This is a genomic window from Archangium minus (genome assembly GCF_044360475.1).
Taxonomy (GTDB): Bacteria; Myxococcota; Myxococcia; order Myxococcales; family Myxococcaceae; genus Archangium; species Archangium minus.
Window position 1 is genome coordinate 12470955 of sequence record NZ_CP043494.1, and the last position, 26081, is coordinate 12497035.

The 26081-nt window shown below is 67.2% G+C and carries 23 protein-coding genes and 2 pseudogenes; 14 read left to right on the plus strand and 11 right to left on the minus strand.

Annotated features, from left to right (window positions below):
* Nucleotides 1–292: 292 nt before the first annotated feature.
* From F0U60_RS51275 to F0U60_RS51300, 6 genes are all read left to right on the plus strand, one after another.
* Nucleotides 293–739: a response regulator gene (locus F0U60_RS51275; protein WP_395811849.1), complete on the plus strand. Its 447-nt coding sequence runs from the start codon at nucleotides 293–295 to the stop codon at nucleotides 737–739.
* A 97-nt stretch (nucleotides 740–836) separates the two neighbouring features.
* A complete protein-coding gene (locus tag F0U60_RS51280; RefSeq protein WP_395811850.1) occupies nucleotides 837–1394 on the plus strand; it encodes an RNA polymerase sigma factor in 558 nt (185 codons plus the stop codon).
* Nucleotides 1395–1572: 178 nt separating this feature from the next.
* Complete coding sequence (locus F0U60_RS51285; protein WP_395811851.1) at nucleotides 1573–3612, plus strand: MHYT domain-containing protein; 2040 nt, start codon at nucleotides 1573–1575, stop codon at nucleotides 3610–3612.
* Between the two features lie 218 nt (nucleotides 3613–3830).
* On the plus strand, nucleotides 3831–4391 hold the full coding sequence (locus tag F0U60_RS51290) for a hypothetical protein (RefSeq protein WP_395811852.1): 561 nt from the start codon (nucleotides 3831–3833) through the stop codon (nucleotides 4389–4391).
* 234 nt (nucleotides 4392–4625) lie between these two features.
* A complete protein-coding gene (locus tag F0U60_RS51295) occupies nucleotides 4626–5855 on the plus strand; it encodes an SGNH/GDSL hydrolase family protein (RefSeq protein WP_395811853.1) in 1230 nt (409 codons plus the stop codon).
* A 112-nt stretch (nucleotides 5856–5967) separates the two neighbouring features.
* Nucleotides 5968–7455: a phytoene desaturase family protein gene (locus F0U60_RS51300; RefSeq protein WP_395811854.1), complete on the plus strand. Its 1488-nt coding sequence runs from the start codon at nucleotides 5968–5970 to the stop codon at nucleotides 7453–7455.
* A 9-nt stretch (nucleotides 7456–7464) separates the two neighbouring features.
* Here the strand turns inward: F0U60_RS51300 and F0U60_RS51305 are convergent, their stop codons facing one another.
* Nucleotides 7465–8874 carry a deoxyribodipyrimidine photo-lyase gene (locus tag F0U60_RS51305; protein WP_395811855.1) on the minus strand — a complete coding sequence of 470 codons (1410 nt, stop codon included), beginning with the start codon at nucleotides 8872–8874 and terminating at the stop codon, nucleotides 7465–7467.
* 99 nt (nucleotides 8875–8973) lie between these two features.
* Between F0U60_RS51305 and F0U60_RS51310 the strand changes: the two genes are divergently transcribed.
* Nucleotides 8974–9504: a helix-turn-helix domain-containing protein gene (locus F0U60_RS51310; RefSeq protein WP_395811856.1), complete on the plus strand. Its 531-nt coding sequence runs from the start codon at nucleotides 8974–8976 to the stop codon at nucleotides 9502–9504.
* Entirely contained in the window at nucleotides 9482–9985 is a 504-nt protein-coding gene (locus tag F0U60_RS51315) for an IS630 family transposase (protein ID WP_395811857.1), read from the plus strand. The genes F0U60_RS51310 and F0U60_RS51315 overlap by 23 nt, the downstream gene beginning before the upstream one ends.
* A gap of 54 nt (nucleotides 9986–10039) precedes the next feature.
* Here the strand turns inward: F0U60_RS51315 and F0U60_RS51320 are convergent, their stop codons facing one another.
* Together F0U60_RS51320 and F0U60_RS51325 are read right to left on the minus strand one after the other, a co-directional pair.
* Complete coding sequence (locus tag F0U60_RS51320) at nucleotides 10040–10318, minus strand: hypothetical protein (protein WP_395811858.1); 279 nt, start codon at nucleotides 10316–10318, stop codon at nucleotides 10040–10042.
* A 116-nt stretch (nucleotides 10319–10434) separates the two neighbouring features.
* Nucleotides 10435–11298 (minus strand): transposase, encoded by an 864-nt coding sequence (locus tag F0U60_RS51325; RefSeq protein WP_395811859.1) that lies wholly within the window; start codon nucleotides 11296–11298, stop codon nucleotides 10435–10437.
* An 83-nt stretch (nucleotides 11299–11381) separates the two neighbouring features.
* Between F0U60_RS51325 and F0U60_RS51330 the strand changes: the two are divergent.
* Nucleotides 11382–11495, plus strand: a pseudogene (locus F0U60_RS51330) (hypothetical protein); the annotation flags it as partial.
* 84 nt (nucleotides 11496–11579) lie between these two features.
* On the opposite strand, the gene F0U60_RS51335 reads toward F0U60_RS51330, so the two are convergent.
* Complete coding sequence (locus F0U60_RS51335) at nucleotides 11580–12182, minus strand: TetR/AcrR family transcriptional regulator (protein ID WP_395811860.1); 603 nt, start codon at nucleotides 12180–12182, stop codon at nucleotides 11580–11582.
* 729 nt (nucleotides 12183–12911) lie between these two features.
* Here F0U60_RS51335 and F0U60_RS51340 point away from each other — a divergent pair.
* Entirely contained in the window at nucleotides 12912–14054 is a 1143-nt protein-coding gene (locus F0U60_RS51340) for a hypothetical protein (protein WP_395811861.1), read from the plus strand.
* A gap of 783 nt (nucleotides 14055–14837) precedes the next feature.
* On the opposite strand, the gene F0U60_RS51345 is transcribed toward F0U60_RS51340, so the two are convergent.
* Complete coding sequence (locus F0U60_RS51345; protein ID WP_395811862.1) at nucleotides 14838–15218, minus strand: hypothetical protein; 381 nt, start codon at nucleotides 15216–15218, stop codon at nucleotides 14838–14840.
* Nucleotides 15219–15556: 338 nt separating this feature from the next.
* Here F0U60_RS51345 and F0U60_RS51350 point away from each other — a divergent pair, with 338 nt between their 5' ends.
* Entirely contained in the window at nucleotides 15557–15814 is a 258-nt protein-coding gene (locus F0U60_RS51350; protein ID WP_395811863.1) for a hypothetical protein, read from the plus strand.
* A 335-nt stretch (nucleotides 15815–16149) separates the two neighbouring features.
* Here F0U60_RS51350 and F0U60_RS51355 read toward each other — a convergent pair whose 3' ends face one another.
* Both F0U60_RS51355 and F0U60_RS51360 read right to left on the minus strand, forming a co-directional pair.
* Nucleotides 16150–16965: an LCCL domain-containing protein gene (locus F0U60_RS51355; RefSeq protein WP_395825817.1), complete on the minus strand. Its 816-nt coding sequence runs from the start codon at nucleotides 16963–16965 to the stop codon at nucleotides 16150–16152.
* A 93-nt stretch (nucleotides 16966–17058) separates the two neighbouring features.
* Nucleotides 17059–17813, minus strand: a pseudogene (locus F0U60_RS51360) (zinc-dependent metalloprotease); the annotation flags it as partial.
* Nucleotides 17814–18811: 998 nt separating this feature from the next.
* Between F0U60_RS51360 and F0U60_RS51365 the strand changes: the two are divergent.
* Nucleotides 18812–20410 carry an endonuclease/exonuclease/phosphatase family protein gene (locus F0U60_RS51365; protein WP_395811864.1) on the plus strand — a complete coding sequence of 533 codons (1599 nt, stop codon included), beginning with the start codon at nucleotides 18812–18814 and terminating at the stop codon, nucleotides 20408–20410.
* Nucleotides 20411–20537: 127 nt separating this feature from the next.
* Here the strand turns inward: F0U60_RS51365 and F0U60_RS51370 are convergent, their stop codons facing one another.
* The 3 genes from F0U60_RS51370 to F0U60_RS51380 all read right to left on the minus strand — a co-directional run bounded on the left by F0U60_RS51370 (nucleotide 20538) and on the right by F0U60_RS51380 (nucleotide 22577).
* Complete coding sequence (locus tag F0U60_RS51370) at nucleotides 20538–20678, minus strand: hypothetical protein (protein WP_395811865.1); 141 nt, start codon at nucleotides 20676–20678, stop codon at nucleotides 20538–20540.
* A 558-nt stretch (nucleotides 20679–21236) separates the two neighbouring features.
* Nucleotides 21237–21488 carry an ATP-dependent helicase HrpA gene (locus F0U60_RS51375; RefSeq protein ID WP_395811866.1) on the minus strand — a complete coding sequence of 84 codons (252 nt, stop codon included), beginning with the start codon at nucleotides 21486–21488 and terminating at the stop codon, nucleotides 21237–21239.
* Nucleotides 21489–21704: 216 nt separating this feature from the next.
* Nucleotides 21705–22577 carry a helix-turn-helix domain-containing protein gene (locus F0U60_RS51380; RefSeq protein ID WP_395811867.1) on the minus strand — a complete coding sequence of 291 codons (873 nt, stop codon included), beginning with the start codon at nucleotides 22575–22577 and terminating at the stop codon, nucleotides 21705–21707.
* A 319-nt stretch (nucleotides 22578–22896) separates the two neighbouring features.
* Between F0U60_RS51380 and F0U60_RS51385 the strand changes: the two genes are divergently transcribed.
* Complete coding sequence (locus F0U60_RS51385) at nucleotides 22897–23661, plus strand: SDR family oxidoreductase (RefSeq protein ID WP_395811868.1); 765 nt, start codon at nucleotides 22897–22899, stop codon at nucleotides 23659–23661.
* A 231-nt stretch (nucleotides 23662–23892) separates the two neighbouring features.
* Nucleotides 23893–24504, plus strand: a complete 612-nt coding sequence (locus tag F0U60_RS51390; protein WP_395811869.1) for a fumarylacetoacetate hydrolase family protein — start codon at nucleotides 23893–23895, stop codon at nucleotides 24502–24504.
* 161 nt (nucleotides 24505–24665) lie between these two features.
* On the opposite strand, the gene F0U60_RS51395 is transcribed toward F0U60_RS51390, so the two are convergent.
* Nucleotides 24666–25775, minus strand: a complete 1110-nt coding sequence (locus tag F0U60_RS51395; RefSeq protein ID WP_395811870.1) for a transposase — start codon at nucleotides 25773–25775, stop codon at nucleotides 24666–24668.
* Between the last annotated feature and the right edge of the window lie 306 nt (nucleotides 25776–26081).

Below are 26081 nucleotides of genomic sequence, written 5' to 3' on the forward strand. Positions count from 1 at the left end.
CCCCGAGGAGGCGGGCAACGCCACCATCCCCTGGGGAGGGGCGAGCATCCGCGCTCCTCCTTCATTCCCGCCAGGCCGGCTGCCTGGGAGAAAGGACTCTTCCGCGTCCACCAGCGGGGCGAGCGGGCCCTTCGAGCAGGGTATGGCCATCTCGCGAAACGCGTACCAAATCACACACATCACACCAGTGAGTCGGGAAGTCCACCAGTCTAGAGGGGGGGCTGGTGCTCCCCTATTGGAGATAGCGCGACCGCTCTCGACCTCCTCCTGCGGGAAAGGAACAGGTGAAGTCATGAGCACCATTCTTCTTGTCGATGATGAGCCCGAGCTCCTCGACCTGTATGCGGAAGTTTTGGAGTTGATGGACCACCGCGTGCTGCGTGCACATGATGGACATGAGGCCCTGGAGATCGCCCACGCGCGGCGACCGGACCTCGTGGTGACGGACTGGCAGATGCCGCGGATGACCGGGGTGGAGCTGTGTCAGCACCTGGAGCGGGACGAGGAGCTGCGCGACGTCCCCGTCATCATGCACAGCGCCGCGACGGATCCACACGCCCCGGGCGTCAAGGCCTTCCTCTCCAAGTGCGCGGAGCTGGCCGAGTTTGAAGAGGTTGTCCACCGCACGCTCGTCGACTCGGGAGCAAGCCCGCAGGGGCCTCCGTCGCTGAGCGACTTCTCACGGAGCGCGCGCGAGACCGCCTGGGACAGCGACTGTTCGTGCACCCTGGGCCCCTGACGCCGCGGCGCACCGGATACAGAGCGGGCCGGGAGACGAGCTCTCCTGGCCCGTGTTCGTTTTTGGCCCGGCCTCCTCCACCCACACAGGAGGCCCCATGTCACGCACCCTCATCGAAGACAACCACGCATTCATCTCCCTCATCGGCCCGCACATGCCGCTGCTGCTCGGGCTTGCACGCAAGCTCTGTCGCAACGGAGGAGTGGAGCCCGAAGACCTGGTTCAGGACACCCTGGAGCGCGCGCTGCTCCACTTCGAAAGCTTGAGCGGTTTGAGCGACGCCAAACGTCGCGCGTGGCTGTGCACCACGCTCCAGCGGCGCTTCCTCGACACCTGCCGCCGCCGGAGCACCGAGGTCAAGGAGAGCCCGCACCTGGAGCTGGTGCGCGCGCCCGTGCTCGTCCGAGAGCCGCGCTCATGGCAGGCCTGGGAGCGCGTCTCCGAGGAGGAGCTGCGTGAAGCCATCACCCACCTGCCGCCCACCTTGCGCGCTGCCTTCGAGCTGCACATAGAGGGGCTGCGCTACAAGGCCATCGCGAAGCAGCTCGGCACCACGCGGGGAACGGTGGGCTTCTGGCTGCACCAGGCCCGCCGCGAGCTGAAGGCGTGGCTGCGGCCCCTCACCGAGGAACGCGTGGAAGAGCTCGCGGCGTGAGCCGTCAAAGGCAGACGCCCCGCTCGCGCATGCGGCACCTGCCCCAGGCAGCACCCTGTCGCACTGCGTAAAGGCCGAGGAGCAGGCGAGCAACCCTCCCCCTGGCGCTTCGGCCGAGGAGGGTTGAGAAACGGGAGGAAGCACGAGCAGCCGTGCGTGCACAGGTTAGAGAATCATCGTGCACCTGAGCTCTGTGTTCTCCGTGGGAAGCCTGCTCGGCTGCCTTCAGTGCGCCGCGCAGCACATCAATGGCACTTTTCATCCCGGCCTCGTCCTGCTCTCCATCGCCATCGCCGTGGTGGCGTCCTACATGGCCCTGGACGTCTCGGGGCGGGTAGCGGAGACCTCCGGCCCCTCGCGGCGCGCCATCCTGGCCAGTGGGGCCATGATGATGGGGGTGGGCATCTGGTCCATGCACTTCGTGGGCATGCTGGCCTTTCAAATGCCCATGCCGATGAGCTACGGACCCGGCCTCACCGCGTTGTCCATGGCGGCGGCCGTGCTGGGGTCCTGGGCGGCCCTGTTCGTGGTCAGCCGCCGCCTGGTCACCCTCCCCCGACTGCTGGCGGGCGGCACCTTCATGGGTCTGGCCATCAACGCCATGCACTACATCGGCATGGCTGGCATGCGCATGGAGGCGACAATCCAGTACAACCCCTGGCTGTTCGCGCTCTCGGTGCTCATCGCCATCGGAGCATCGGTAGCGGCCCTGTGGCTGGCCTTCCAGCTCGAGCGGGAGCGCCACGCCTGGTCCTGGAGGAAGTTGGGCAGTGCCCTGCTCATGGGGGCGGCCATTGCCGGTATGCACTACACCGGCATGGCGGCGGCCCGCTTCATCCCCGCGCGGATGCCCCCCGGGTACAGCACCTCGGGCATGCAGATTGACGGACTCGGCGCGGTGGCCATCGGCGTGGCCACGCTGGGCGGACTGGGCCTGGCCCTGCTCGGCTCGCTGGTGGACATGGAGCAGCGGCGGACCCAACGCACGCTGGCGCTGCTCGCGGACGCCAGCGCCGTGCTGAGCCGCAGCCTGGACATCCCCACCATCGCGGAGACGCTGGCGGAGCTGGTGGCCACGTCGGTGGGAGAGGGGTGCCTCGTGGACTTGTGCGAGGAAGGTGGGCTCAGCCTGCGCCGAGTGGCGGTGTGCTACCCGAGTCACCGCGCGCAGGAGGAGCGCTACCGGGGCGTGCTCTACGCGAAGGAGCCGGGCGCGCAGACGCCGCTGCAACGGGTGGCGCGCACCGGTCAGCCCGAGCTGCTCACACGCCTGTCGCGAAGCGAGCGGGAGCGGCTGGCCCAATCACCCGAAGCCCTCACCCTGCCGAGGGACGCGAGAGCGCGCGGAGTGCTCATCGTCCCACTGACGCACCGCGAGCGGGTGTTGGGAGTCATCACCGTCTTCTCCCGGGAGCGTCCCCTGGACGACACCCACCGCGCGCTGGTGCAGGAGCTGGGACGGCGCGCGGGCAGCGCGGTGGAGAACGCCCGCCTCTACCACGAGGCGCAGGAGGCCATCCGCGTCCGCGACGAGTTCCTCTCCATCGCCTCGCACGAGCTGAACACGCCGCTCACACCGCTGATGATGAACCTGCAGCGGCTGCACCGCACGGTGACCAGTGGCTCGGGGATGCAAGTGCTGTCGGACGAGCAACTGCTGCGGGTGGTGGACGTGGCGCAGCGCCAGACGAAGCGGCTGGCGCGGCTGGTGGGTGAGCTGTTGGACATCTCGCGCATCCGCCTGGGGCGGCTGGAGTTGCATCAGGAGCAGGTGGAACTGGGGAGCCTGGCGCGTGAGGTGATGGAGCGGCTCGGAGATGAGCCGGTGTGGACCGAGAGCGGCATGCCCACGCTGCGCGTTGAGGGGCCGGTGGTGGGGCTGTGGGACCGCTCACGCCTGGAGCAGGTGGTGGGCAACCTGTTGGCCAACGCGGCCCGATATGGACAAGGCAAGCCGGTGGACGTCACGGTACGCGCCCACGATGGCGAAGCGTGGCTGGTGGTGAGGGACCGAGGCATCGGCATCGCGCCCGAGTCGTGCAAGCGCATCTTCGAGCGCTTCGAGCGCGCGGCCTCGCGCAACTTCGGTGGGCTGGGGCTGGGGCTCTACATCGCGCGGCAAATCGTGGAGGCGCACGGTGGCACGATCGGCGTGGAGAGCGAGCTGGGCGTGGGCTCCACCTTCACCGTGAAGCTGCCTCGGTGGCAGTCACACTGAGGACGAACGGCTGCACGCCCGCGTCCCCATGCCAAAGCTCTCGCTGGAGCGTTGGCATGTTCGCTTCCAAGCCGATCCTCCGTTCAATCGCGAAACTCCAGGAAAGAGGTACAGGCCCTCCCACCCTCCCACCGAGCAGGGGACCAAGGTCACAAGGCAGCAACATGGAGCGTGCGTAGCTTCACCCCCGCACCACAACGCAGCACAGGAGGGGCTCCATGCCTACACCGACTCTCACGACCAGCGCTTACGTTCTCCACAACCTCGGTCTCGCCGCCGGCTTCGGTGGCTCTCTCTTTGGCCGGGTGGCCCTCAACCCGTCGGCGAAGCTCATCTCCGACAAGCAGGACCGCGCGAAGATCGTCAACGCGGCGTGGAACGGCTACAACGTCATCAACGCCATCGGGCTCGGCTCCACCGCGCTCACGTGGTTCTTCGGCCGCTCCAAGATTAGCGGTCGCTCCATCTCCCCGGCCGCGCGCAAGCTGGTCATCGTGAAGGACTTCCTGATGGGCGCCACGCTCGTCAGCGGCCTGGTCAACCTCATCGGAGGCGGATTCCTGGCCAAGCGCGCGCTCGGCGACGGCATCCCGATGGAGTCCGGCAGCAAGGCCGCGGATGAGGCTCCCGCCGACGTGAAGAGCACCACCAAGCTCGTCAACTGGCTGGGTGTCTTCAACCTCGCCTGCATGGCCGGCATCATCGGTGTGTCCACGTGGCTGGACAACACCGCGCAGACCAGCAGCAAGTGGAAGCTGATCGCCAACGTCCTGCCGTAATCATCACGAAGGACGGATTCAGCACACGGCCTCCGCGCGCACTCCGCGAGCGGGGGCTGTCGTGTTTCCAACGCCGCCGTGCAACCCGCCCTTGGGTACGAGCTGCTCGCATGTCCGCTCCTCCCCTCCCCGCTCCCCGGTGGCCTGGGAGATGCACACCCTTTGGGCCAACGGAGGGGATGGATGGGTTCGAGGGGACGGAGAGCGGTCCTGGTGTGTGCGTGGGCAATCCTCATGACCGCATGCGGGAGCGAGGTGGACACAGGGGAAGGGAGCTTCCCAGCGCCACCCGATACGCCCGCGCCCGTGGGGCAGGTGGAGGAATCGCTGCCCGAGGGAGGGCTCGAGGTGGCCCCCGTGCGCGTGGAGGAGGACAAGCGCGAGCCCCGCTCCGTGCCCCCCATGTTCCAGCCGGGCTTCCACCACGCGCTGCGCTGGTCCCACAGCGCGAGCAACGTGACCTTCCGGCTGCGCGTGCCGGTGGGACGGGCGGGGCAGAGGGTGCGGCTCGCGTTCCGCTCGGGAGATGGCTCGCTCGTGTTGCGCAAGGTGACGGTCGCCCGCGCTGGCCCGAATGGCGCCCTGGCCTCCGCGCCCGTGAACGTGACGTTCTCCGGCAGTGCGGGCTTCTCCGTGGGCGCGAGGACTCGCGTGGTGTCGGATCCCGTCACCTTCCCTGTGAGCTTCCGCGACGAGCTGGCCGTGTCCTTCGAGGTGCAGGGCGCGCTGGCGGTGAGTGCCATTGAGACCCTGCCCGGCAGCTACGTGCGCTCGGGCGCCTACGCGAGCGTCACGGGCGCCATCGGAGGCACGCCGTGGGCCCGCGCAGTGGGACTGGCCACGGTGGACGTCGAGGGCCCGCCCGCGCGCGCCTTCGTTGCCCTGGGGGACAGCATCACCGAGGGCTACATCACCGACCATGACGACACGCGGCTCGCCTGGCCGTCGGTGGCCGAGGCCCAACTGGGCGTGCCCCTCGTCAACGCGGGCGTCTCGGGCCAGGGCTTCTACGAGGAGTTGATGAACCTGGACCAGGAGGTGCTCTCGCTCGAGGGCATCACCGACTGCATCGTGCTGCTGGGCACCAACGACCTGAGCTCGCTGGAGCTGGCGGGGTTGCAGTCGCGGATGAGCACGCTCGTCTCACGGCTGAAGCCCTTCTGCCGCACGTGGGTGGGCACGCTGCTGCCCAAGGAGAAGACCAACCACGGCGACTACGAGGTGGTGAAGCGGGACAGGCTGGCGATGAACGCGTGGATCCGCGCCACCTTCCCCGACATCATCGACTTCGAGGCGGTGACGCGGCAGCCAGACAACGTGCACCTCTTCCTCGACGGGCTGGAGGTGGACGGCATCCACCCGAGCGTCGCGGGGCAGCGCGTCATGGCCGACGAGGTGGTGCGCGTGCTGCGTGAGGCAGGCGTGCAGCCGGAGAGCGGCGTGGAGCTCCCCTCGGGGGAATAAGCCCGATACACGCGCGTGACGGCCAGGCCACGTCCGTGAAATCGGACGTGCCTGCCCGGCCAAGGTTCGTTATCTCCTCGGGGCTGGGAGCCGGACCTCCGGCACGGGGACGATGACGAGCACCTGGTACGACGCAGTGGTGGTGGGCGCGGGCTTTGGCGGACTGGCCACGGCGCTCGAGCTCACCCAGAGGGGCGCCCGCGTGGCGCTCTGCGAGACCCTCAACTACCCGGGAGGCTGCGCCAGCACCTTCCGCCGGCACGGCTACTCCTTCGAGGCCGGCGCTACCCTCTTCTCGGGGCTCGACGAGCAGCAGCTCTTCGGCCGCTGGGTGCGCCAGCTCGGCCTCGACGTGACGGTGGACTGGTTGGATCCGCTCGTGGAGCTGCGCACCCCGGGCATGCGGCTGAATGTGTACCGAGATCGCGAGCGCCTGCTCGACCAGCTCCGTGCTTTCCCGGACGCCCCTGCCGACGCGCTGCGAGACTTCTTCGCGCTGCAGCAGCAGGTGGCCGGAGCGTTGTGGTCCATCCTCGATGATCCCACGCTGCTGCCCCCCTTCGACGTGAATGCGCTGCTGCGGCATGCCTCGCGCGTCATGCGATACACGCCCCTGATGCGCTGGATGGGACGGCCGCTCAGCGCCGTGCTGGAGCGCTACGGGCTGCTGCGCTTCACGCCCTTGCGCACGTACCTGGACGCGCTCTGCCAGATTACCGTGCAGTGCGGCGCGACCGAGGCCGAGGCGCCCTTTGCACTCGGGGCCATGGACTACTACTGGCGCGGCACCGGACACGTGCGAGGAGGCATTGGCCAGCTGGCCAGCGCCCTCGCGGGCGCCGTCACCACCGGAGGCGGCGAGGTGCTGTACACCAACCGGGTGAAGTCGCTCGAGCCCGTGCCGGGAGGCTGGAAGGTGTCGGCGCGCCGGGGCGAGCTGCTCGCGCGCCACGTGGTGGCCAACGTGCTGCCGGGGGGAATGACGCGCCTGCTGGGGCTCCCACCCGAGCGCCTGCCCTCACGCCTGCGGGAGCTCTCCGCGCGAGTAGAGGAAGGCTGGGGCGCGGTGATGCTGTACCTCGTGGCGCGAGCCCCCGAAGGGCACTCGCCGAGCGCGCACCACCTGGAGCTGGTGCAGAACGAGCAGGCGCCCTTCATCGAAGGCAACCACCTCTTCGCCTCGTTGAGCGGCGAGGCGGACACAGGCCGAGCGCCCCCGGGCCACCGCACCCTCACGGTGTCCACCCACGTCCCGCTGCGCTCGCTGACGGGGCGGCCCGAGGAGGAGCAGGCACGCATTGTCTCCACCATCCAGGAGCGGATGAGGCAGGGGCTGAGGCGCCTGGCCCCCGAGTGGATGGAGAACGTGCAGCACGAGATGACGGCGTCGCCGCGCACCTTCGAGCGCTTCACCCAGCGCGAGGGGGGAGCGGTGGGCGGAGTGCCGCGCCGGGCCGGGCTGTACCACTACCGCACGCTGGGGCCGAAGCAGGTGATGAAGGGGCTGTGGCTCGTGGGGGACTCGGTGTTCCCGGGACAGAGCACACTGGCCACGGCGCTCGGAGGCGTGCGCACCGCCGCGTGCATCGCGAAAGGCTGACGGGGAGCGTCAATCGCCCTCGAAGCGGACGCCCGCCGCCTTCGCCTCGGCGACGAGCCTGTCCACCTTCTCGAGATAGGCCTCCATGTCCGCCTTCCGTTCCAGGCCCCCCGAGGACATGTAACGCACGGTGCCGAAGATTTCGCGCTCACCCCAGGGCCGGTCGTGCAGACCGAACAACCAGCCGAGGTTGGCGTAGGAGTTCGCATCGCGTCCGTCCAGGAAGTACCGGTTGTTGAGCACCATCGCCGTGCGGTGCGCGTGCTCCGGGGTGCTGCTCCACTCCAATATCTTCTTCCCCCAATACATGCGCATGGCGTTGTGCATGTAGCCCGTGTAGCGCATCTCCCGCATGGCGGCGTTCCAGTACGGGTCATGCGTGCGAGCCCGCTCGAGCTGCTCCTGCGTGTACTGGTGGTGCCGCTCGTCGCTGCGGTGTTTGTCTAATGTCTTTCGAGCCCACTCGGGCACGCACGCGAAGGAGTCGTAGTGGGGCGAGTACTCGGCGAAGTTCTGCGCCAGCTCGCGCCGGACGATGAGCTCCTCGAGGAAGCTCTCACGCTGGGGGTCCGCCGCCTTCGCCTCGCGCGCGGCGAGCGCCACCTCCACAGGACTCACCTGCCCGAAGTGGAGGTACTTGCTCATGTGCGAGACGTGCGTCGTCTCCGGGTGCGGCCGGCTCTCCTGGTACACGGGGAGGTGCTCGGTGATGAATTTGCGCAGGAGACGCTTCGCCTCGCTCGTGCCACCCCGGAAGCGGTGGCTCACCGGAGGCACCGAGCGATCCAGGTCCAGCTTCGCCAGCACCGCGTCGAGGTCGTCCAGGTCGAGCCCCTTCACGCCGAGCCCCAGCGAGTCCGTCTTCAACGGCGTGGGCGCGAGCTCGACCAGGTACGCGCTCCAGAGGCGGTGGATCTTCGGACGGAGGGTGCGCGCGGCGTACTCGGCCTTGCCCGAGGCGGCCTCCACCGGCACCACCACATCACCCTCGATTTGAATCACGGGACAGGAGGCCTTGTCCGCCACCGTCTGACGCCACTGTTTCTGGTGGCGCAGGTAGCCCCGGTCACACACCACGAGCGCCGCACGCCGCGCGAGCTTCAGCGCCACCTCGTCCGGAGGGCCGCGCTGGACCACGAGGGGAATCTTCCGGCGCGCGAGGGAGCGCCGCGTGTCCTGGAGACCCTCCAGCATGAAGCGGTAGTGGCGGACGTTCGCCTCGGGATAGCCGTCCATGAGCCCGAAGCCCACGAGCAGCGGCAGCTTCGCCTCGTTGGCGCGCTGGATGGCGTACTCCAGCGCGGGGTTGAACTCCGCGCGCTGGCTCTGCTGCATCCAGTAGAGGATGTAGTCGCCACCCTTCGCTTCGCGGGTGTTGAGCCTCTTGATGCGTCCTTCCTCGACGGTCCTGCTCGCCATGGAGCCCCTTCATAAGCGGTCCGCGCGCACCTGGATACTCCACGCTCAGCGCGAACCGGAGCGCTAAGCCCCCGGACATAAATGTTGTACACCTGCGGCATGGGGCTCCTGCTGCAGGTGTCCGAGACTGAGCGTCGGCGGTTGCGCGAGGTAGCGCGGTCCGCGGATGCGGGCTGGGTGGAGCGCGAGCGAGTAGAGATGGTGCTACTCGCCGCCGAAGGCTGGAGTGCTCCTCGTATCGGGGCCCATCTGGGCTGGAGCGCGGCGACCGTGCGGCGGGTGCTGCGCGCCTACATACAGAGAGGGCCCGAGGCTCTCTTCCCGGCGCTTCGGGGCAGGAAGCCGGATGTTCAGCGTCGCCAGTTCATCGAGGCTGCACTCCAGTCGTTGCTCGCGCTGCCCCAGGCGTGGACGGCCGCACAACTCGCACGCGCTCTCGAGGCGCATGGCGTGCATCTTGGCCCGCGTCAGGTGCGCCGCTACCTGGGTGGCATGGGTGCAGGATGGCGACGTACGCAACTGAGCTTGGAGCACAAGCAGGACTCGGCTGCCGTTGCCGCAGCGCGCCAGGCGCTCTTCAGGCTCAAAAAAAGCCCGCAGCGCCAGAGTGCGGCTGTACTTCCTGGATGAGTGCGGCTTCTCCCCGACGCAGCCCGTCGGTTACAGCTGGACACCCGTCGGCGAGCGTCGGCGAGTCCCGTACGAGGCGCCGGTGGGCCGCCGCATCAATGCGCTGGCCGCCTATGCTCCCCTGGGCCCCTGGCGAGGTCTGTACTACCGAATCTTTCCGCGCACCATCAACGCTGCCGACACGCTGAGCTTCCTCAAGTCCCTGGTGCGCCCCGGAGCGCCACCCGCCTGGGTGGTACTCGACAACGGCAATGTCCATCGCAGCCTGCACATCCGGCGCGTCCTGCCTGACCTTGCCCGCCAAGGCGTGCACCTCTTCTATCTGCCGACCTACAGCCCGGAGCTCAATGACATCGAAGCCATCTTCGGTGTCATCAAGGGCCATGAGCTACCCGAGCGCAGCTACAGCACCCTCGAAGAGCTACTGGCCGCGGTCAGGAGCGCCCTGCGCCTCTACCACCTCCGGGTGCGGCGCAGGTAGACAGAATTAATGTCCGGGCGCTTAGTGGAGTGTCCTACAAGTTTTTCGACATAGTCAGGAGAGGTGTCGGTCAACCCACTCGTGCATCTTGGCGCGAGTCCAAGACCAGGTGAAAGGGTGGGCGTAGAGGCGGTTGTATTCGGGCCAGCTGGCGTCGAGGTGTTCGATGAGCTCGTCACGGCTGGCCCAACTTCCCCGCTGCAGGTAGTGCGCAGCGAAGGCACGCAGCAGTAATTCGGCTTGATTGAGCCAGGAGGCATGGGCCGGCGTGAAGAGCAGCACCCGCATACTCGGCCCGAGCACCTCAAGCGCAGCCCGCGGCCATTGGGACATGCCTCCACGCGCCAGGCGCTGAGGGAGTGGCGCGAGCAGTACCGGACCTTCGTCGCGGCGTTCCGCGAAGCGGCAGCCCGGTGGAGGCGAGGGGACTTTTCGGCCCCCTTTCCGCGCTACTCCTTCCCGCCGCGTGTCGTGCCGAGTCCCCTCACACGAATTCTTTGACACCCTCTCGGCAGCTCCTTCCTGGCCACTGCCTGGGGCGCCACGCTCGCCTCCTCCACACCTGCTTGGGGGACCAGAAATGGCCGGAGCTTCGCGCCTGGAGCGAAGACGCCATGAAACCTCGTGAGGTTTGCCCGAGGCGGAGGTACCAGGGACGCTACACGCCGTAACAGTTCCAGCCCGGTGAAGAGCAGGTGCGTGGTGCCGTCCGGCAGCGGGCGCTTCATGCGGTAGGCGATGCGGCCATCCTCCATTCGCGACAGGCGCTCCAGCGCCAGCGCGCCACGCGCCCCATAGCGGCACAGCCGCTCCAGCCCCTGCCTGTCGTTGGCGTGAAGGTGCGTGTTGGCGTGTAGGGAGAAGCCCTCCAGGAAGGCGCATCGGGGCTGCTTTCGGGGAGGGGGCCGCACGTCCACCTCCGTCCAGCGCAGCCGCTGCTGCAGCGACTGCGCCTGATATGCCCGCAGCGCGTCCTCGAGCCCTTGCGCGGGCAGGGCCCCTCTTTTCTCCAGCAGGCGCAGCACCCGGTGGCGCACCACCCTCAGCAGCCGCTCCACCTCTGCTTGCGTGGGCGGGGGCAATGGCTCGAAGCGCACGCCGTCCTCCCGCGGCACGAAGACGCCGTCCGGCACCAGCGAGTGGAAGTGCGGCGTCACTTGCAACGCCGACGTCAGGTCGACCACGCTGTGCCCTGGGGTGTGGCCGCCGGTGAGACGAACGACCACCCCTGGCGCAACCTCATACTCGTCCTCGAATATCCGCAGCTGGTTGTGATACTCGTTCAAGAAGCGCGTGGCGGTCGACCGGAGCACGTCCGGCACCGGCGACGGCATGACAGTGTGGGAGAAATCGGGCGACGCCCAGAACTTGACTTCGGCGGCTTTCGTGCCAGCGGGTGTGCGGCGTCTGCCACACGCGTATCTACAACACCAACATGGCCGTGCCGGGCATCGCGGTGGTGCGGGCGGGGACGCTCGCGGACAGCCACCTGCTCAACCCGATCGCTCATATCTGGGTGAAGCGGAAGCAGCCCTGGAAGGGGGTAGGTGGCTGCCTCGCTCGCGACTATCGCGGTGGAGTCTGCTACGACCACTCACTTCGGGGGAGGCGCGGGCCGTTTCTCGACCGCTCGCCAGGCGGCCGCCGCGAGGATGGGGATGGCCGCGCGCATGTCCACCTTCGTGCGCCCCGCGAGCCACTCTCGCAACAACTCCTGGGCCGGCCCGAGGATGACCGAGAAGAACAGCGCGAAGGGCATGGCCTCCACGGCGCCCTGCCGGATGTGTGGCTGAAGCCACTCGAGCACCTCGCCGAAGAACTTCCTGTTCTGCTCGACGATGTTGGTCTCCGCGGCCACGACCTGAGAGGCCTCCCGGGCGACCACGAGGAATCGCGTCTCATCGGCGTGTTCCTGGGACCACTCCAGGTGGAAGCGAACCAGCGCCTCGATCCCTTCCTTCGCGGTGTGGTGGCGCTGGAGCTCCCGCAGCAGCTCCCCCTGGTACTGCTTGAGAATCTCCAGGTACAGGGCGGCCGCGATGGCGTCCTTGCTGGGGAACACGTGGTAGATGCTGCCCGTGCTGGCGCCCGAGCGGGCTCGGATGGCTGCCACCGTCGTCCCCTCGAAGCCCCGCGCCAGGAAGCATTCGAGTGCGGCCTTGAGAATTTCGTTTCGGCGACCACCCGGGTTGCGCATGCGCGCATCCTAGTGTAGAACTCAGTTCTAGAACGTCGTTCTAGATGCTCCGGGGCGTTGGACGTCGACGGAGGGACACGCTCGTTGTCTCTCCACGTCCTCACTTCGCCCTCGACGAGGGGATGGACAGGGGGCTGCCTCACTTGAAAAGGGGGGGAGTTGTTTTGTTTGTGCAGGCGTCTTGTTCGCGGTTGTTGTGAGAGTGGATTCATTCCTAGTGAAAGACATGAAGGGCAGGTCACATGAAATCTACCAGCGCGTTTATTGCCTTCTCCATTCTTGGGCTCGCGAGTATCACTGGATGCGGCGGAACAGAGTTCACGCCATCCGAGGGGAACGAGTTGCGCACCACCCAGCAGCGGGCCGACTGCACGCCTCCAGCTCCCTCCGTGGCCGACATCACGAGGCACTGCCAGAGCAATCCACTGAATGAGTTTCCATCTACCTGCGTGACCAGCAATGCGTATGCGGGCTACTGCTCCAGGGGGACTACAACATGCTCCCTGTATACATGCACTGGAAGTTGGGGCACCTACCTGGGCTCCTGCGAAACCATGCTCCAGCCATATCCGACTGGGATGTGTCGGTGAGGCGGGTGGGGGAGCCTCGCTCGCTCTGGTCCGAGGGACGGAGCGGGCGGGCAGGGGACTTCAATTGGGGTAGGTGCTGTGTTGATGGACTCGCGCACCGGCGATTCCATGGCAAATTGTTGCGCATCAAGGAACAGAAATGATCAAGTCACTTGTCTCACTTGCCCTTATGGTCCTGTGTGTCTGGACTGGCCGCGCGGACGCTCAGTCGTACGTGCACCCGATCGACTTCCACATTCCTTCGGGCTGGTGCGGGCTGTCCGATATCAACCAGCGCCTTCAGCGCTATGTCAACGATGTCAACGTCATCTACGCGCGCGGAACGAATCTCCGGTTCTCGCTGGGACAGATCCACTGCCGCGACGCGCCCATGCCCACCACTACGCGGAACTCGACGGTGCCGCTCGTCGGCGCCTACACGTTCGCGGCCTTCATCGACGCAAACATCGGGTCGAGAGATCATTCGCACGGCGGCCAGTCCGGTTACCAGATCCCCGAGCGGGAAGGGAAGAACGAGCTCAGCCTGCTGGACATGCACTGGAAGAACATCTATTCCGACACCGACCTCCAGAACAGCACCAACCGCTACGACTACCTCCAGTACCAGGTCCTCACCATCGTCCACGAGATCGGGCACCACAATGGGCTGGGGTTGAGCGAGTACTACGGCCTGGGCACGTATGACCAGACGGGCGTTGCCCCCATCGAGAATCTCGTCACTTCTCCGCCCTCCCCCTACTGGGCCGAGCGCATGCTCGCGAACCGAGACCCGATGCGCGCTTGCGCCTACGACGAATGTGAGTTCTCGCCCCTTTCGAAGACAATCATCAACCGTGTGGCGAGCGGCTACTACGACACCCGAGGCTGCCACCGCGGGTACTACTTCCCATGCACCTCCGTTGGCTCGCACACGATGACGGTCAGGGTCGTGAACGCCGACGGCGCCGCGATCTCCGGGTGCGCCGTTCAGGCGTACATCGCCGGGTCGGCCCGCCCGGCCTCACCGGCGACGCTGCGCTTCCAGGGGACCACCGATGCCGCGGGCGTCGTGGCGTTCTCCTCCCAGCTCGCTCATGACAGCTTCTCGAACGTGTACCTCCTGAAGGCACAGTGTCCGAATCGCGGGCAACAGTCGAAGTGGATCTCGATTTTCGACATCCAGGCCCAGAATCAGGGAATGCCCGGCGGCGGGCTCGCCGGCGACTTCCGCTACCCGGGCGCCGTCGTGTTCACGATGCCGACGCTCCCCCCCCAGTTGGACGCTCGAGTGGGTCTCTTTTGATCCGCCCACCATTTCGGCGAGCAACTCGGGCGATGGTTGCGCCCTCCTCATGACAACCAACCCGCTCGGCGGAGCCGTGAGCGGCATGAGCCACTGCTGCAACCCCGGGAGCTGCTTCGAGTCTGTTTCGCCAGCCGCGTCCTTCCAGGTCGGGCAGGAGGTGAGGCTCTGCCAGGAGAGCAACGAATACAACTGTTCGAACCCGGTCACGGTCACGCGTTGGCCCTACGCGTTCGCGCCCTGACCGGAGGGATGGGTCCACGTGGAGCCATTGGGCGTACGCTGTTGATGATGTCCGCGCTCGCGCGAACCCCGTCTCGTCGGCGTTGGCCGCCTCCGAGGCCCGTACGTAGGTGAGAGCTTCGGCTTCTGCCTCCTCGAAGCGCTCCATCGCGAGGGCTCCCCGCGCTCCGTACCTGCACAGCCGCTCCACATCCCATTCGCAGACTACGATACATGCAGGGCCGGTTTCGGACTGCGTGACCATCACCCTGCCGACTCATCCGCTCCAGGGCGTGCAGCTGCCGGTCATCCGCACCGCCCGTAGCCAGGACGGCAGGCGGTACATCGACGTGGAGCACCCACCTGGCTGGTGCATGAGGCTTCCCATTGAGTGGACGGACCGCTCCGCACCTCTGGTCCCACCCAGCATCGGCGGGCGTGAGGTTCGCCTCGGCATTTCCGACCTGCTCAAGCTCGCTGACGCTGTAGAGGTGGCACTTCGCCGGGAGCCTGCTCCACCGCCTGCTCCTGGCTCAGCGGCTGAGGATAACTTCATCCAAGTCACCTCGGTCGACACGGCCCGCGGCAATCCGACAGGCTCTTCTCGGAGCGTGGACCCCCCTCTTGCCCCAGGTGCTTCACGCCGGGGCCGCAAGCGCGGAGGAAAACAATGAACGAGAAGGGCAAGGCCATTCCAAAACCCGTTTCCGAGAAGAGGGGCATTATGCATAGCGCACCCAGGCCCTCCCTGTCATTTGCATGCAGGTGGGTGTTGGCATGGAGGGAGAAGCCCTCCAGGAAGGCGCAGCGGGGCGCCTTCTTGGGCGGTGGCCGCACGTCCAGCCCCGTCCATCGGAAGCGCTGCTGAAGGGACTGGGCCTGATAGGCCTGCCGCGCGTCCTCGGGCCCTTCCCCGGGCAGCGCACCGCGCTTCTCCAGCATGCGTAATACACCGAGCGGGGCGTGCGCCTGTCGGTGAGGGGACCGCCGTCCGTACTGGTCCGGTTCAGACACGTGCTCGAGCGTGGATGAGCCCACGCACGGGGACTACGGGGCTTCGACGACGACGCTCCCCGTCTTGTCGTCGAAGCCGTCACCGGTCAGGTCGGCATCCGACCTTCGCACCTTGGTACGGTGTCCGACATGATGGAACCGATGTGACTCCAGACCGCCGCAGGGGTATCCGACGGCGACGTGAAGCAAGCGATTCACTGCTGCCACCGCGGTGGCAACAGGGTGGCAGTACTTCATGCGTCTCACCTCAACCAGGGACGCACACGATGTTCACTCTTTCGGTTAATTGGTTCGCGGTTCTTCTCTCGACCGTGGCGCTGCAGATTCTCGGCGCTGCGTGGTTCATGGGTGTCGTCCCGAAGCCGTATGCACTGGCGCTCGAGCGCACCGACCTCGTGGGCCGCAAGCCGGAGCCGATCTTCATCGCAGGCCCCCTGCTCTGCGGACTCGTGGTGACGATGGCGAACACGGCAGGCAGGAGCGCCGCAGCCAGGCGCCCGAGGGCGTCGATTGCTTCGTCCTGATGGACATCGACCACTTCGAGAGCATCAACGACCGCTGACGTATAGGAAGGACAGGAGCCCTGTTGGGGGTAGAGGGCGGGAGGTGAGCGGGAGGTGAGGACGGGGCTTCCCAAGGGCGGGCGCGAGCGGACGGTCGCGCGCTCGTCGACATGTTGCTAAAGGCGGTGGGCGAAGCCTCTTCTTCCTCTCGGTGGGAAGGGGAACCCGTGTGAGGGTTCGAACGAGCCGCACGGCCCCCCGGGAGCTGCTGCCCCCGGAGGGCCATGTCCGTGGCGAGGACCAGGTGGCGCCCTTCTACTCCCGACCCTCGTTCCGGCTGCCGGATGCCGGCGTGGCTACCACGGGCCGATGGAGAAGCTCCCCGACCAGGCGCCGTAGGAGGACGTGGTGATGCCGTTGCGGGTCGTGCCCGTATAGCTGCTCTGTCCCGGCTGGATGGTGACGATCACCGCCCCGCCCGTGGCGGGAATCGCACCGGCATGCACCGCGGCCACGCAGACATTCGAGTCATCGGTGTAGAGGTCCGTGCCCCACACTGCCCCGCCGCTCACCGCCCCACAGCTGCACGGAATCCGCGTCCCGTTCTGCCCGCGGTAGGACGTGAAGTTGTAGCTCGAGCAGCTGCTCGGAGGTGGCGTCTGGCCGCTGACGGAGAAGCTCCCCGGCCAGGCGCCATAGGAGGACGTGGTGATGCCGTTGCGGGTCGTACCCGTGTAGCTGCTCTGTCCCGGCTGGATGGTGACGACCACCGTCCCGCCCGTGGCGGGAATCGCACCGGCATGCACCGCGGCCACGCAGGCATTCGAGTCATCGGTGTAGAGGTCCGTGCCCCACACCGCCCCGCCGCTCACCGCCCCACAGCCGCACGTAATCCGCGTCCCGTTCTGCCCGCGGTAGGACGTGAAGTTGTAGCTCGAGCAGCTGCTCGGAGGTGGCGTCTGGCCGCTGACGGAGAAGCTCCCCGGCCAGGTGCCATAGGAGGACGTGGTGATGCCGTTGCGGGTCGTGCCCGTATAGCTGCTCTGTCCCGGCTGGATGGTGACGACCACCGTCCCGCCCGTGGCGGGAATCGCACCGGCATGCACCGCGGCCACGCAGGCATTCGAGTCATCGGTGTAGAGGTCCGTGCCCCACACCGCCCCGCCGTTCACCGCCTCACAGCTGCACGGAATCTGCTTCCCGTTCTGCCCGCGGTAGGACGTGAAGTTGTAGCTCGAACAGCTCGCGACCGCACCGCCGCTGGAGTAGAGGGAATCCAGTGCGGTGATGTCGGAGCTGGTCCACTCACCGGTTTCGGTCGCCCGGAAGCAGGAGTTCATGATCGACCCGCCCACGGTGGCCGTGGTCGGCGTCCCAGGGATGTGGATGGCGCCCACACCAGCATCTCCCTCGTTGCCGCCGCTGCCACAGCTGATGCTGCGATCGTAGTAGTCCGAGTGGCGGAAACCGATCGCGTGGCCCAGTTCATGGGTGATGACGTGCTCGTTCACGTCAACGCTGTAGCTTTCCAGGCCGGTGCCGATGTTGATGGTCCCGTAGGGCAGGCCGCCCGAGGGGAAGCCCGCGGAGCCGCCGGTGCCAGACATGGTCTGCGCGGTGATGTTCGCGGTGCAGCCGGTGGTCGGGCCACGCGCGAAGGTGATCCGGAGACCCCGCTCATTGTAGTTGGCGATGGCCTAGTCGAGACCCTGGCTCAGGTTGGTGTAGCTGTTGAACGTGGAGGTGGGGTTGACGCAGATTTTCGTCACGCTCGTGCCGACGAGGTTGGTCGTGCGGTACTGCTCAGCACTTCCCGCGGGGGCCTGGAGCATCTCGCGGGACGCCTCGAGGGTCACGTGAGCGTCGCGGCCCACACGGCACCGTCGGCAACGATGATGTCGTTGGCCGGAAACCCGGCCTCGATCAGGTTGGAGACGATCTCCTGGTTCTCGGCCTCCGGGTCGACACCGCAGCCAACGAGGGCGACACCGGCTATCAACGCCATGGAAAGCTTACGCATGGGGATTTCCTTTTCGAAGGACTACAAGAGGTGGACGCTGCCGCCTGGGGGCTCCAGCCGCGACCGCGCGCCCCTCCCCAGGAGCAACCCCAGGCGAAAAGCAGGAAAACACGTAAGTTTTAATTTGGCAACACGCGAAGTGTAAGAAAGATGGACGGTCCGTTGAAGGCGAGGACGAGAGCGGAGGGGCAGAGGAGGGCCGATGGAGGGTGACACGAGGGCTGTGCGCCGGGCCGGAGCAGAGGCTGTGCCGCCCCTCGGGGCACATGCCGGCCCAAGCGGCCCAGCCAGGCGGCAGGCAGCAGGGGAGTGGGCGTCCAGGTCACTGAGGGTGCTTGGGCTCAACACCACGCGCTCTGGGGTGGACCCTGTGCCGGGGCCAGCTTCGCAGGCCGCGAGGGCAATGACAGGTGCTCCAGAATGGCGCGCCCCCCAGCGGGGGCCGTCAGGTATGCCAGCACCCTCCTGCGGCCTCCACACCGAGAGCAGGCGAAGACATCCAGCGCTTTCCGTCCGGCGCAGCAGTCCCGCCCAATCCAATCGCGGCGTGCGCTCCATCGTCGACTCCACCGTCGCAGCCTGGGCCGGGCTCTCCTCCTCCAGCCCCGGCTCCGCCCCCGCTCGAGGGAGCATGTACCGCTGGCCGGCAGTTCACCTGCCGGGCTCGTCCGCCCTCGGGCAAGGTGACGTGCCCCTCCCATTTCCGAGCGGCGCAACTCGCCGGCCGCTCCCCTTGCGTGCGGGTGCGCGCTCCCCCGCTGAGCAGGCTGCTCGTACGTGAGGCGTGCTGGCTCCATGGCCGCGCTGCCGCGCAAGGTATCACAACGTCAGGGACACGTCTCCAACAGGTGCAGGCGCGAGGCAAGCCGGATCCATCCTGGCGCCTGTCACCCGTGATGTCATTGCTGCACGTTCTGGGCGAGGCACCCCAGTTGGTCTGGGTACAGAAAGCGGGTGCGCTTCCGCACTCAAATCAAACAAAAACAGGGACAATCACCATGAGCATAATCGACGACAAGCACGCCGCGCTCGGTGGCGCCAAGGGTCTCCTGGGCGCGCCGGTAGGAACCGAAAAACCAAACGCGGATCGTGTTGGCCGCAGCCGGCGCTACAAGCACGGCGCGATCTACTGGCATCCCCAAACGGACGCCCACGCGATTCACGGCGACATTCTCAGTCGTTGGGAGGAGATGGGCGCCGAGCGCAGCAGTCTCGGCTATCCCATCAGCGATGTGCAAACCACCCCGGGCGGCGAAAGCTGCCAGTTCCAACACGGCTCGCTGCGCGTGCGCTCGATCGCGGCGCCGCTCACCTTCTTCGCGCAGAACATGGCCCTGCTGCGCAACATCCCCATCATCGAGGACTACAAGGGGACGGAGCCCGACAAGGCTGTCGATGTGCTGATCTCCTATCTGCGCCGTACCCAGCCCGACGTCGTCGGCCTGAGCGAGTGCTTCAGGAACAAGGAGCGTGAGCGGATGAAGAAGGAGCTCGCCTCCATCTACCGCCACTCTCTAGATGGGCTACGTGAGTTCGGCATCATCGAGGATGGAGGGCTGTTGCTCTTCAGCAAGCACCCGATCGTCGCCCATCATCGGACGATCTACCGCGAGGCCATTGGACACGACGGGTTGGGAGCGAAGGGCGTCTTCCACGCGCGCATCGCTCCGCCGAACCATCCCACCACGTACGATCTGTTCCTGACTCACGCCCAGAACCCATCGGAGGGGACGGGCAATGACGCCCAAGATGCTCTCGAGAACCAATACGACCATCTGTCCAGCTTTGCTCGAGCCTACAGCAGCCCGCACCGTCCAGCGCTGATCATGGGCGACCTCAACACGGACGGCGGCAATTCCATCCTCTACAACGCGATGCTGACTCAATTGGACAAGCCGCTGGACTTGTGGCTCACGAGTGGCGATGGAAGCCTGGGTATTACCTTCGACAAGGCAAGCTCCTTCGCGGAGGGCGCTCGCAATCGTCTCCCCGACGATCCCGAGCGCCACAAGATCGGGCACCGCATCGACTACTTCCTGAGCCATCGTGGGACGAAGTTCTGGCCAGTCCATACTGACACGCGGGTGGAGATCCTCCAGTCGAGCCCGGGCCGAGATGTCTCCGACCACTACGGTCTGACGACGCGCCAGACAGAGCTCCGTGAGTGGACGGTCGACATCACCCGCCCGATCCAGAGCGTGAAGCTCGAGCTGGTAGGATTCCATTGCTTGAACGACACCAGCGAAAGGGGAGAGCTTGACGAGGTCTACTTCGAGTTCAGCTGCAAGGCGGACAATGGCGCAAAGGACTCGAAGCCCGTGGGTGTCACCAAGAAGATCAAAACCGGAAAGATTCACACGTACAATCCGCGGGTCCAGCTGGACCTGCGAGATCCGGGGGCCGGGCTTCAGGTGTCGATCCTGGGCAAGGAGCAGGACAAACCCGGCACCGATGAGCTGCTTGGCTCGAGTTCGATCCGTTTCGAACGGAATGACCTGCTGCAATTGCTCGGGCAGCCGGCTGCGACACGGGTCTTCCCGCTGTTGACGGGAGCGAACGGCGAGTACGCCCTCAAGATGGCGATCGAAGTTGATTGATGAGCGTGAGGGGGGCTCTGTATGGCCCCCCTCACGCGTTCCTTCTGAAGCTGGACCTCAGTCCGGGCAGGGTCAAGACAGACATGGGGGGCGCGGACGCTCCGACGCCGGTGGCACACCTCGCTGCTCAAGGCTCGGGGTGGTCCGTGTCCACGTGTGACGCCCCTGCTCGCGCGAACCGCACCAGCTCCTGGAGGACACCCGGCGTGTAGAACACGTCATTGTGGGTCGCCCCCTCCACGAGCCGCACGGTGGCGTGAGGGAACAAGCGGCCCAGTGTCCGCCCATGTCCACGGGAATCACCTCGTCCCGGGTCCCGTGGACGATGAGCACGGGCATCTTCACCTCGGGGGCCTTGGCGGCGCTGTCGAAGCGGTCTCTCACGAGCAGACGCACTGGCAGCCAGGGGAACACCCGCGCCCCCATGTCCACGATGGAAGTGTAGGGCGTGAGGATCACCAGGCGCGCTCCGAGCCCTCTGCGCGCCATCTCGACCGCCACACCGGACCCCAGGGACTGGCCCTGCAGCACCGTGCTCTCCCTGGGGACGCCCAGGGCTCCGTGCAGGTGCTCCAGCGCCACTTCCGCAGCGGCGTAGATGCCCTACGTATAGGAAGGACAGGAGCCCTGTTGGGGGTAGAGGGCGGGAGGTGAGCGGGAGGTGAGGGCCGCGGACGGGTAGCCCATGAAGCGCACGCCGGGCCGGCGTAGAACCGATTCATCTCCAGCGGACACACGCCTGCCTGGCCCAGGCCACCTTCCCTGGCGGGGCGCGGCACCGGATGAGGACTGCAGGGGTGCTGGGAGCAGCAGCCCCTGCTTTGGCTCAGCACCACGCGCTTTGGGGTGGCCCCTGCGCCGGGGCCCGCTTCGCAGGCCGCGTGGACAGTCCCAGGTGCTCCAGAATGCAGCGCACCCCGCTGGGTGCTGTCACGTACGCCAACACCCGCCGCCTGCCTCCACACCTCACGCAGGCGAACACGTCGAGGTCGAACGTCCTCCTCAGCAACTCAGCCCAGTCCACTCGCGGCGTCTTCTCCTTCTCCGGCTCCTTCCTGGCCACTGCCTGGGGCGCCACGCTCGCCTCCTCCACACCTGCTTGGGGGAGCCCGCGAGGCCCCAGGTGTCACGGCGCTTGCTCCCCACGGAGCTCCCCCGTGCTGCTGGTGGGTGACGCGAGCCACATGCGCTGGGGCTGGGAGCACGACGTGGATCCCGGCACCTTCACCGCCGGCGGCCCGCGCGGCGTGCGAGATGAAGCTGGGGCACCAGCACTGACACCCGGGGACTCCGCTCACCGCGCTCGCGCCCCCCGCACCAGGGACCTGGGCGTCACGCCGAGCACCCGCCGTATGCACCGGGCCATATGGCTCTGGTGCGAGAAACCCGCCTCCAGGGCCACCTGGCTGGCGGGTAGCTCTCCTCGCAGGAGCAGCGTCCTGGCGCGCTCCACCCGGCGCTGGACGACGTACTCGTGCACCGGCAGCCCCGTGGAGCGTTTGAAGAGGGCGCGGAAGTGCGACTCGCTCATGCCCGCGACGCCGGCCAGCCGGACCAGCGAGAGGTTCCGATCCAGGTGCTCCTCGATGTATTCCGTCACCTGTTTCAGCTGCGCCCCGGACAGGCCGCGCGTGCCCTCCAGCGGCGCGGGGTAGCGGCCCAGCAGGTGGAACGCGAGGGCCATGCCCAGGCTCTCGGTGTAGAGCAGCCCGCCCGGGTGCCCCTCCTCGCGGTCCGACTCCAGGGCCCAGGCGATGTGCTCGATGCGCGCGTCCCGGATGTGGTGGCGCGGCGCCAGCCCGGCACGGTCGGGGTTCATTCCCATGTCCTCCGCGGCACGGCGCAGCAGCGCGGGGGCGAGCCGCACGATGAGCGACGTGTTCGCCGTCTCCTCCTCCCAGACGTCCGACTTCCCGGCCGGGAAGATGTCGATGTCGCCGCGCGTGTAGACGAACCGCGTGGAGCGGCACTCGCCCCGGACCGGGGCTCCCGCGTGAATCTTCAGGCGGTGGTCCGGCAGGGGCTCGAAGGAGACCGTCCCGGGCGGCGTCGTGCGCAGGTCCACGAGCAGTCCGAGCCGGGCCCGGTGCTCCTCCCTCGGTGGCGCCGGAGGGGGAATGTCGCGGATGAAGGGCGGGGCGAAGGTGGCCTGTTCCTGGGTCCTCATGGCATGCGCTTCTAACCGCGAATGTCCTCCGGCGCCCGGGGGCCGTTATGGCGTTCTTCCGGGTGCTCCCCGGACGTCCCCATCGGAACGTGCTTCGAATCCGTCGGTCCGTGCGCGAACGCCCGGGGGCGCCGGAGGCACTGTGGGCGGGCTCGAACGCACCCGGTGACTACCGATTCTCCCGAGCTCCCCCCCGGCATCAGCCAGGTGGGGCTCGGGCACCTCGTGCATGCCAGCGAGGAGCAGGGGCTCTCCGCCGACGTGCCGGGCCCCATCCTTCCAAGACAACCCACGCTGAACGACACGTTAGGAGAACACCATGGACAACAGGTACGCGGGAAAGAAGGCAGTGGTGACGGGCGGGACGATTGGAATGGGGCTCGCCACGGTGAAGGCGCTCCTCGACGGGGGCGCCGAGGTGCTGCTCACGGGACGCAGCGAGAAGAACCTCGAGGCGGCGCGCCGCGAGCTCGGCCCCCGGGCGCACGTGGTGCGCTCGGACACGTCGAGCCTCGCGGACATCGACGCGCTGGCCCGCGCCGTCGAGGAGAAGCTCGGCCGGGTGGACTTCGTGTTCATCAACGCGGGCGTCGCGCAGCTCGCGCCGCTGGGGAAGGTCTCCGAGGCGGAGTACGACGAGATGTTCAACGTCAACACCAAGGGGGCGTACTTCACGGCGCAGAAGCTGGCCCCGCTGGTCCTTGAGGGCGGCTCGTTCGTGTTCACCACCGCGGTATCGAACGTGATGGGCTATCCCGGCATGAGCGTCTACTCGGGCTCGAAGGCTGCGGTCCGCTCGTTCGTGCAGGTGTTCGCCGCGGAGCTGCTGCCCCGTAGCATCCGCGTGAATGCGGTGAGCCCGGGCTTCATCAAGACGCCGACGCTGGCCATGGCCAAGGCCTCGAAGGAGGAACTGGCGGCCTTCGAGCAGGAGGGGAACACCGTCACCCCCATGGGCCGTATCGGCACGTCGGAGGAGGTCGCGAAGGCGGCGCTGTTCCTCGCCTTCGACGCGACCTTCACCACCGGCACCGAGTTGGTCGTGGACGGTGGGCTCACCACGGTGAACGCTCCGCACCGGTAGGCATCCTCGACACCGCGCGTGCCCTCGGGTGCGCCAGAGATGGTGTCAGAGAATTCGCATGGGAGGCCGTGGACGGTGAACCTGGCGCTCTCCAAGTCTTTCCGAGGTCTTGAGGATTGGCCCGCGAGGTGCATCCTGTTGCGCGGAGCGCAGGCAGGGGGATGGGGAGGGGTACTACTTCGTCATGTCCAGGTGCTTCCAGGGACGACTGTTGCTGCGCCCCAGTGAGACGTGGGCCGAAGTGCTCACCCCGGAGGGCAAGGACGCGCCCCGTGGCAGTTCCTCAAGAGCGCGTCCTGCGTCGTCGGGCCCGGAGCGGAGATTCCCCTGCCTGCCTACTCGCGCAGCGTCGACTGGGAGGCGGAGATCGCCGTGGTGATCGGCATGCCGGCCCGGGACGTGCCCGTCGAGCGCGCAATGGAGCATGTGGCTGGTTTCACCATCATCAATGACTTGTCGGCGCGTGACTTCTTGAAGCGTGCCAACGTTCCGGCAGGCTCACCTTTCGCCTATGACTGGCTGAGCCAGAAGTGCTTCGACGGAGCCTGTCCGATGGGGCCCTGGCTGACCCCGCGCGAGCGGATTCCGGACCCGGACGACATGAAGATCGAACTCTGGGTCAATGATTGCCTGAAGCAGGACTCGACGAGCCGCAACCTCATCTTCACCGCGGCCGAACAGGTGGCCTATCTGAGCACGCGGCTGACGCTCCGGCCGGGGGATGTCATCGCCACCGGCACGCCCGCTGGGGTGGGCATGGCGCGCGGTGAGTTCCTGAAGCCCGGGGACGAAGTGCGCATCCGCATCGGTGGAATCGGCGAGCTCCGCCACCGGATGGTCTGAGTTTCCGGACAGAGGTGACGAGGGGTTGGCACGTAGATGGGACGACATCGCGTGTCGAGGCGGTGCTCGTGGGTGAGCCTGGCCTCCCCGCGCGTTGACACGTCAGAGACACGTCAACGATGCCCCGGTACACGTCGGGAGAGGGTCCCTCCTGCCCGGCATCAACGCCCCCTGCGTCTACCGGGTGACGTATAGGAAGGACAGGAGCCCTGTTGGGGGTAGAGGGCGGGAGGTGAGCGGGAGGTGAGGGCCGCGGACGGGTAGCCCATGAAGCGCACGCCGGGCCGGCGTAGAACCGATTCATCTCCAGCGGACACACGCCTGCCTGGCCCAGGCCACCTTCCCTGGCGGGGCGCGGCACCGGATGAGGACTGCAGGGGTGCTGGGAGCAGCAGCCCCTGCTTTGGCTCAGCACCACGCGCTTTGGGGTGGCCCCTGCGCCGGGCCCGCTTCGCAGGCCGCGTGGACAGTCCCAGGTGCTCCAGAATGCAGCGCACCCCGCTGGGTGCTGTCACGTACGCCAACACCCGCCGCCTGCCTCCACACCTCACGCAGGCGAACACGTCGAGGTCGAACGTCCTCCTCAGCAACTCAGCCCAGTCCACTCGCGGCGTCTTCTCCTTCTCCGGCTCCTTCCTGGCCACTGCCTGGGGCGCCACGCTCGCCTCCTCCACACCTGCTTGGGGGACCAGAAATGGCCGGAGCTTCGCGCCTGGAGCGAAGACGCCATGAAACCTCGTGAGGTTTGCCCGAGGCGGAGGTACCAGGGACGCTACACGCCGTAACAGTTCCAGCCCGGTGAAGAGCAGGTGCGTGGTGCCGTCCGGCAGCGGGCGCTTCATGCGGTAGGCGATGCGGCCATCCTCCATTCGCGACAGGCGCTCCAGCGCCAGCGCGCCACGCGCCCCATAGCGGCACAGCCGCTCCAGCCCCTGCCTGTCGTTGGCGTGAAGGTGCGTGTTGGCGTGTAGGGAGAAGCCCTCCAGGAAGGCGCATCGGGGCTGCTTTCGGGGAGGGGGCCGCACGTCCACCTCCGTCCAGCGCAGCCGCTGCTGCAGCGACTGCGCCTGATATGCCCGCAGCGCGTCCTCGGGCCCTTGCGCGGGCAGGGCCCCTCTTTTCTCCAGCAGGCGCAGCACCCGGTGGCGCACCACCCTCAGCAGCCGCTCCACCTCTGCTTGCGTGGGCGGGGGCAATGGCTCGAAGCGCACGCCGCCCTCCCGCGGCACGAAGACGCCGTCCGGCACCAGCGAGTGGAAGTGCGGCGTCACTTGCAACGCCGAGCCGTAGCGCCACGCAGACTGAAGTCGATCGCACGTCCACGGCCTCCTCCGAGGAGACCATCACCCTTCGGATCCACCCGCTCTTCGGGCAGCCCATCCTCGTTTTGAGACGCTATGGCCCGGACGCGGTTTGGGCCGAGTTGCAGGATGGGCGGCTCACCATCCTCCCCATCCAGTGGACAAGTCTGCGCCCTCGCCCCAAACCGCTCAGATACCAGGGCCGACCTGTCCGGCTGGCGCCGGAGGCTGTGCGGGCGCTGGCTGGCTGGGTCACTGCTCGGTTGGAGGAGAGAG

Coding starts and splice junctions, on each gene's coding strand:
- F0U60_RS51340 (WP_395811861.1), top strand. CDS start 12,912: ATGATCAAGTCACTTGTCTCACTTGCCCTTATGGTCCTGTGTGTCTGG.
- F0U60_RS51380 (WP_395811867.1), bottom strand. CDS start 22,577: ATGAGGACCCAGGAACAGGCCACCTTCGCCCCGCCCTTCATCCGCGAC.
- F0U60_RS51295 (WP_395811853.1), top strand. CDS start 4,626: ATGACCGCATGCGGGAGCGAGGTGGACACAGGGGAAGGGAGCTTCCCA.
- F0U60_RS51365 (WP_395811864.1), top strand. CDS start 18,812: ATGAGCATAATCGACGACAAGCACGCCGCGCTCGGTGGCGCCAAGGGT.
- F0U60_RS51275 (WP_395811849.1), top strand. CDS start 293: ATGAGCACCATTCTTCTTGTCGATGATGAGCCCGAGCTCCTCGACCTG.
- F0U60_RS51385 (WP_395811868.1), top strand. CDS start 22,897: ATGGACAACAGGTACGCGGGAAAGAAGGCAGTGGTGACGGGCGGGACG.
- F0U60_RS51300 (WP_395811854.1), top strand. CDS start 5,968: ATGACGAGCACCTGGTACGACGCAGTGGTGGTGGGCGCGGGCTTTGGC.
- F0U60_RS51280 (WP_395811850.1), top strand. CDS start 837: ATGTCACGCACCCTCATCGAAGACAACCACGCATTCATCTCCCTCATC.
- F0U60_RS51290 (WP_395811852.1), top strand. CDS start 3,831: ATGCCTACACCGACTCTCACGACCAGCGCTTACGTTCTCCACAACCTC.
- F0U60_RS51345 (WP_395811862.1), bottom strand. CDS start 15,218: ATGCTGGAGAAGCGCGGTGCGCTGCCCGGGGAAGGGCCCGAGGACGCG.
- F0U60_RS51320 (WP_395811858.1), bottom strand. CDS start 10,318: ATGTCCCAATGGCCGCGGGCTGCGCTTGAGGTGCTCGGGCCGAGTATG.
- F0U60_RS51350 (WP_395811863.1), top strand. CDS start 15,557: ATGTTCACTCTTTCGGTTAATTGGTTCGCGGTTCTTCTCTCGACCGTG.
- F0U60_RS51310 (WP_395811856.1), top strand. CDS start 8,974: ATGGGGCTCCTGCTGCAGGTGTCCGAGACTGAGCGTCGGCGGTTGCGC.
- F0U60_RS51335 (WP_395811860.1), bottom strand. CDS start 12,182: ATGCGCAACCCGGGTGGTCGCCGAAACGAAATTCTCAAGGCCGCACTC.
- F0U60_RS51305 (WP_395811855.1), bottom strand. CDS start 8,874: ATGGCGAGCAGGACCGTCGAGGAAGGACGCATCAAGAGGCTCAACACC.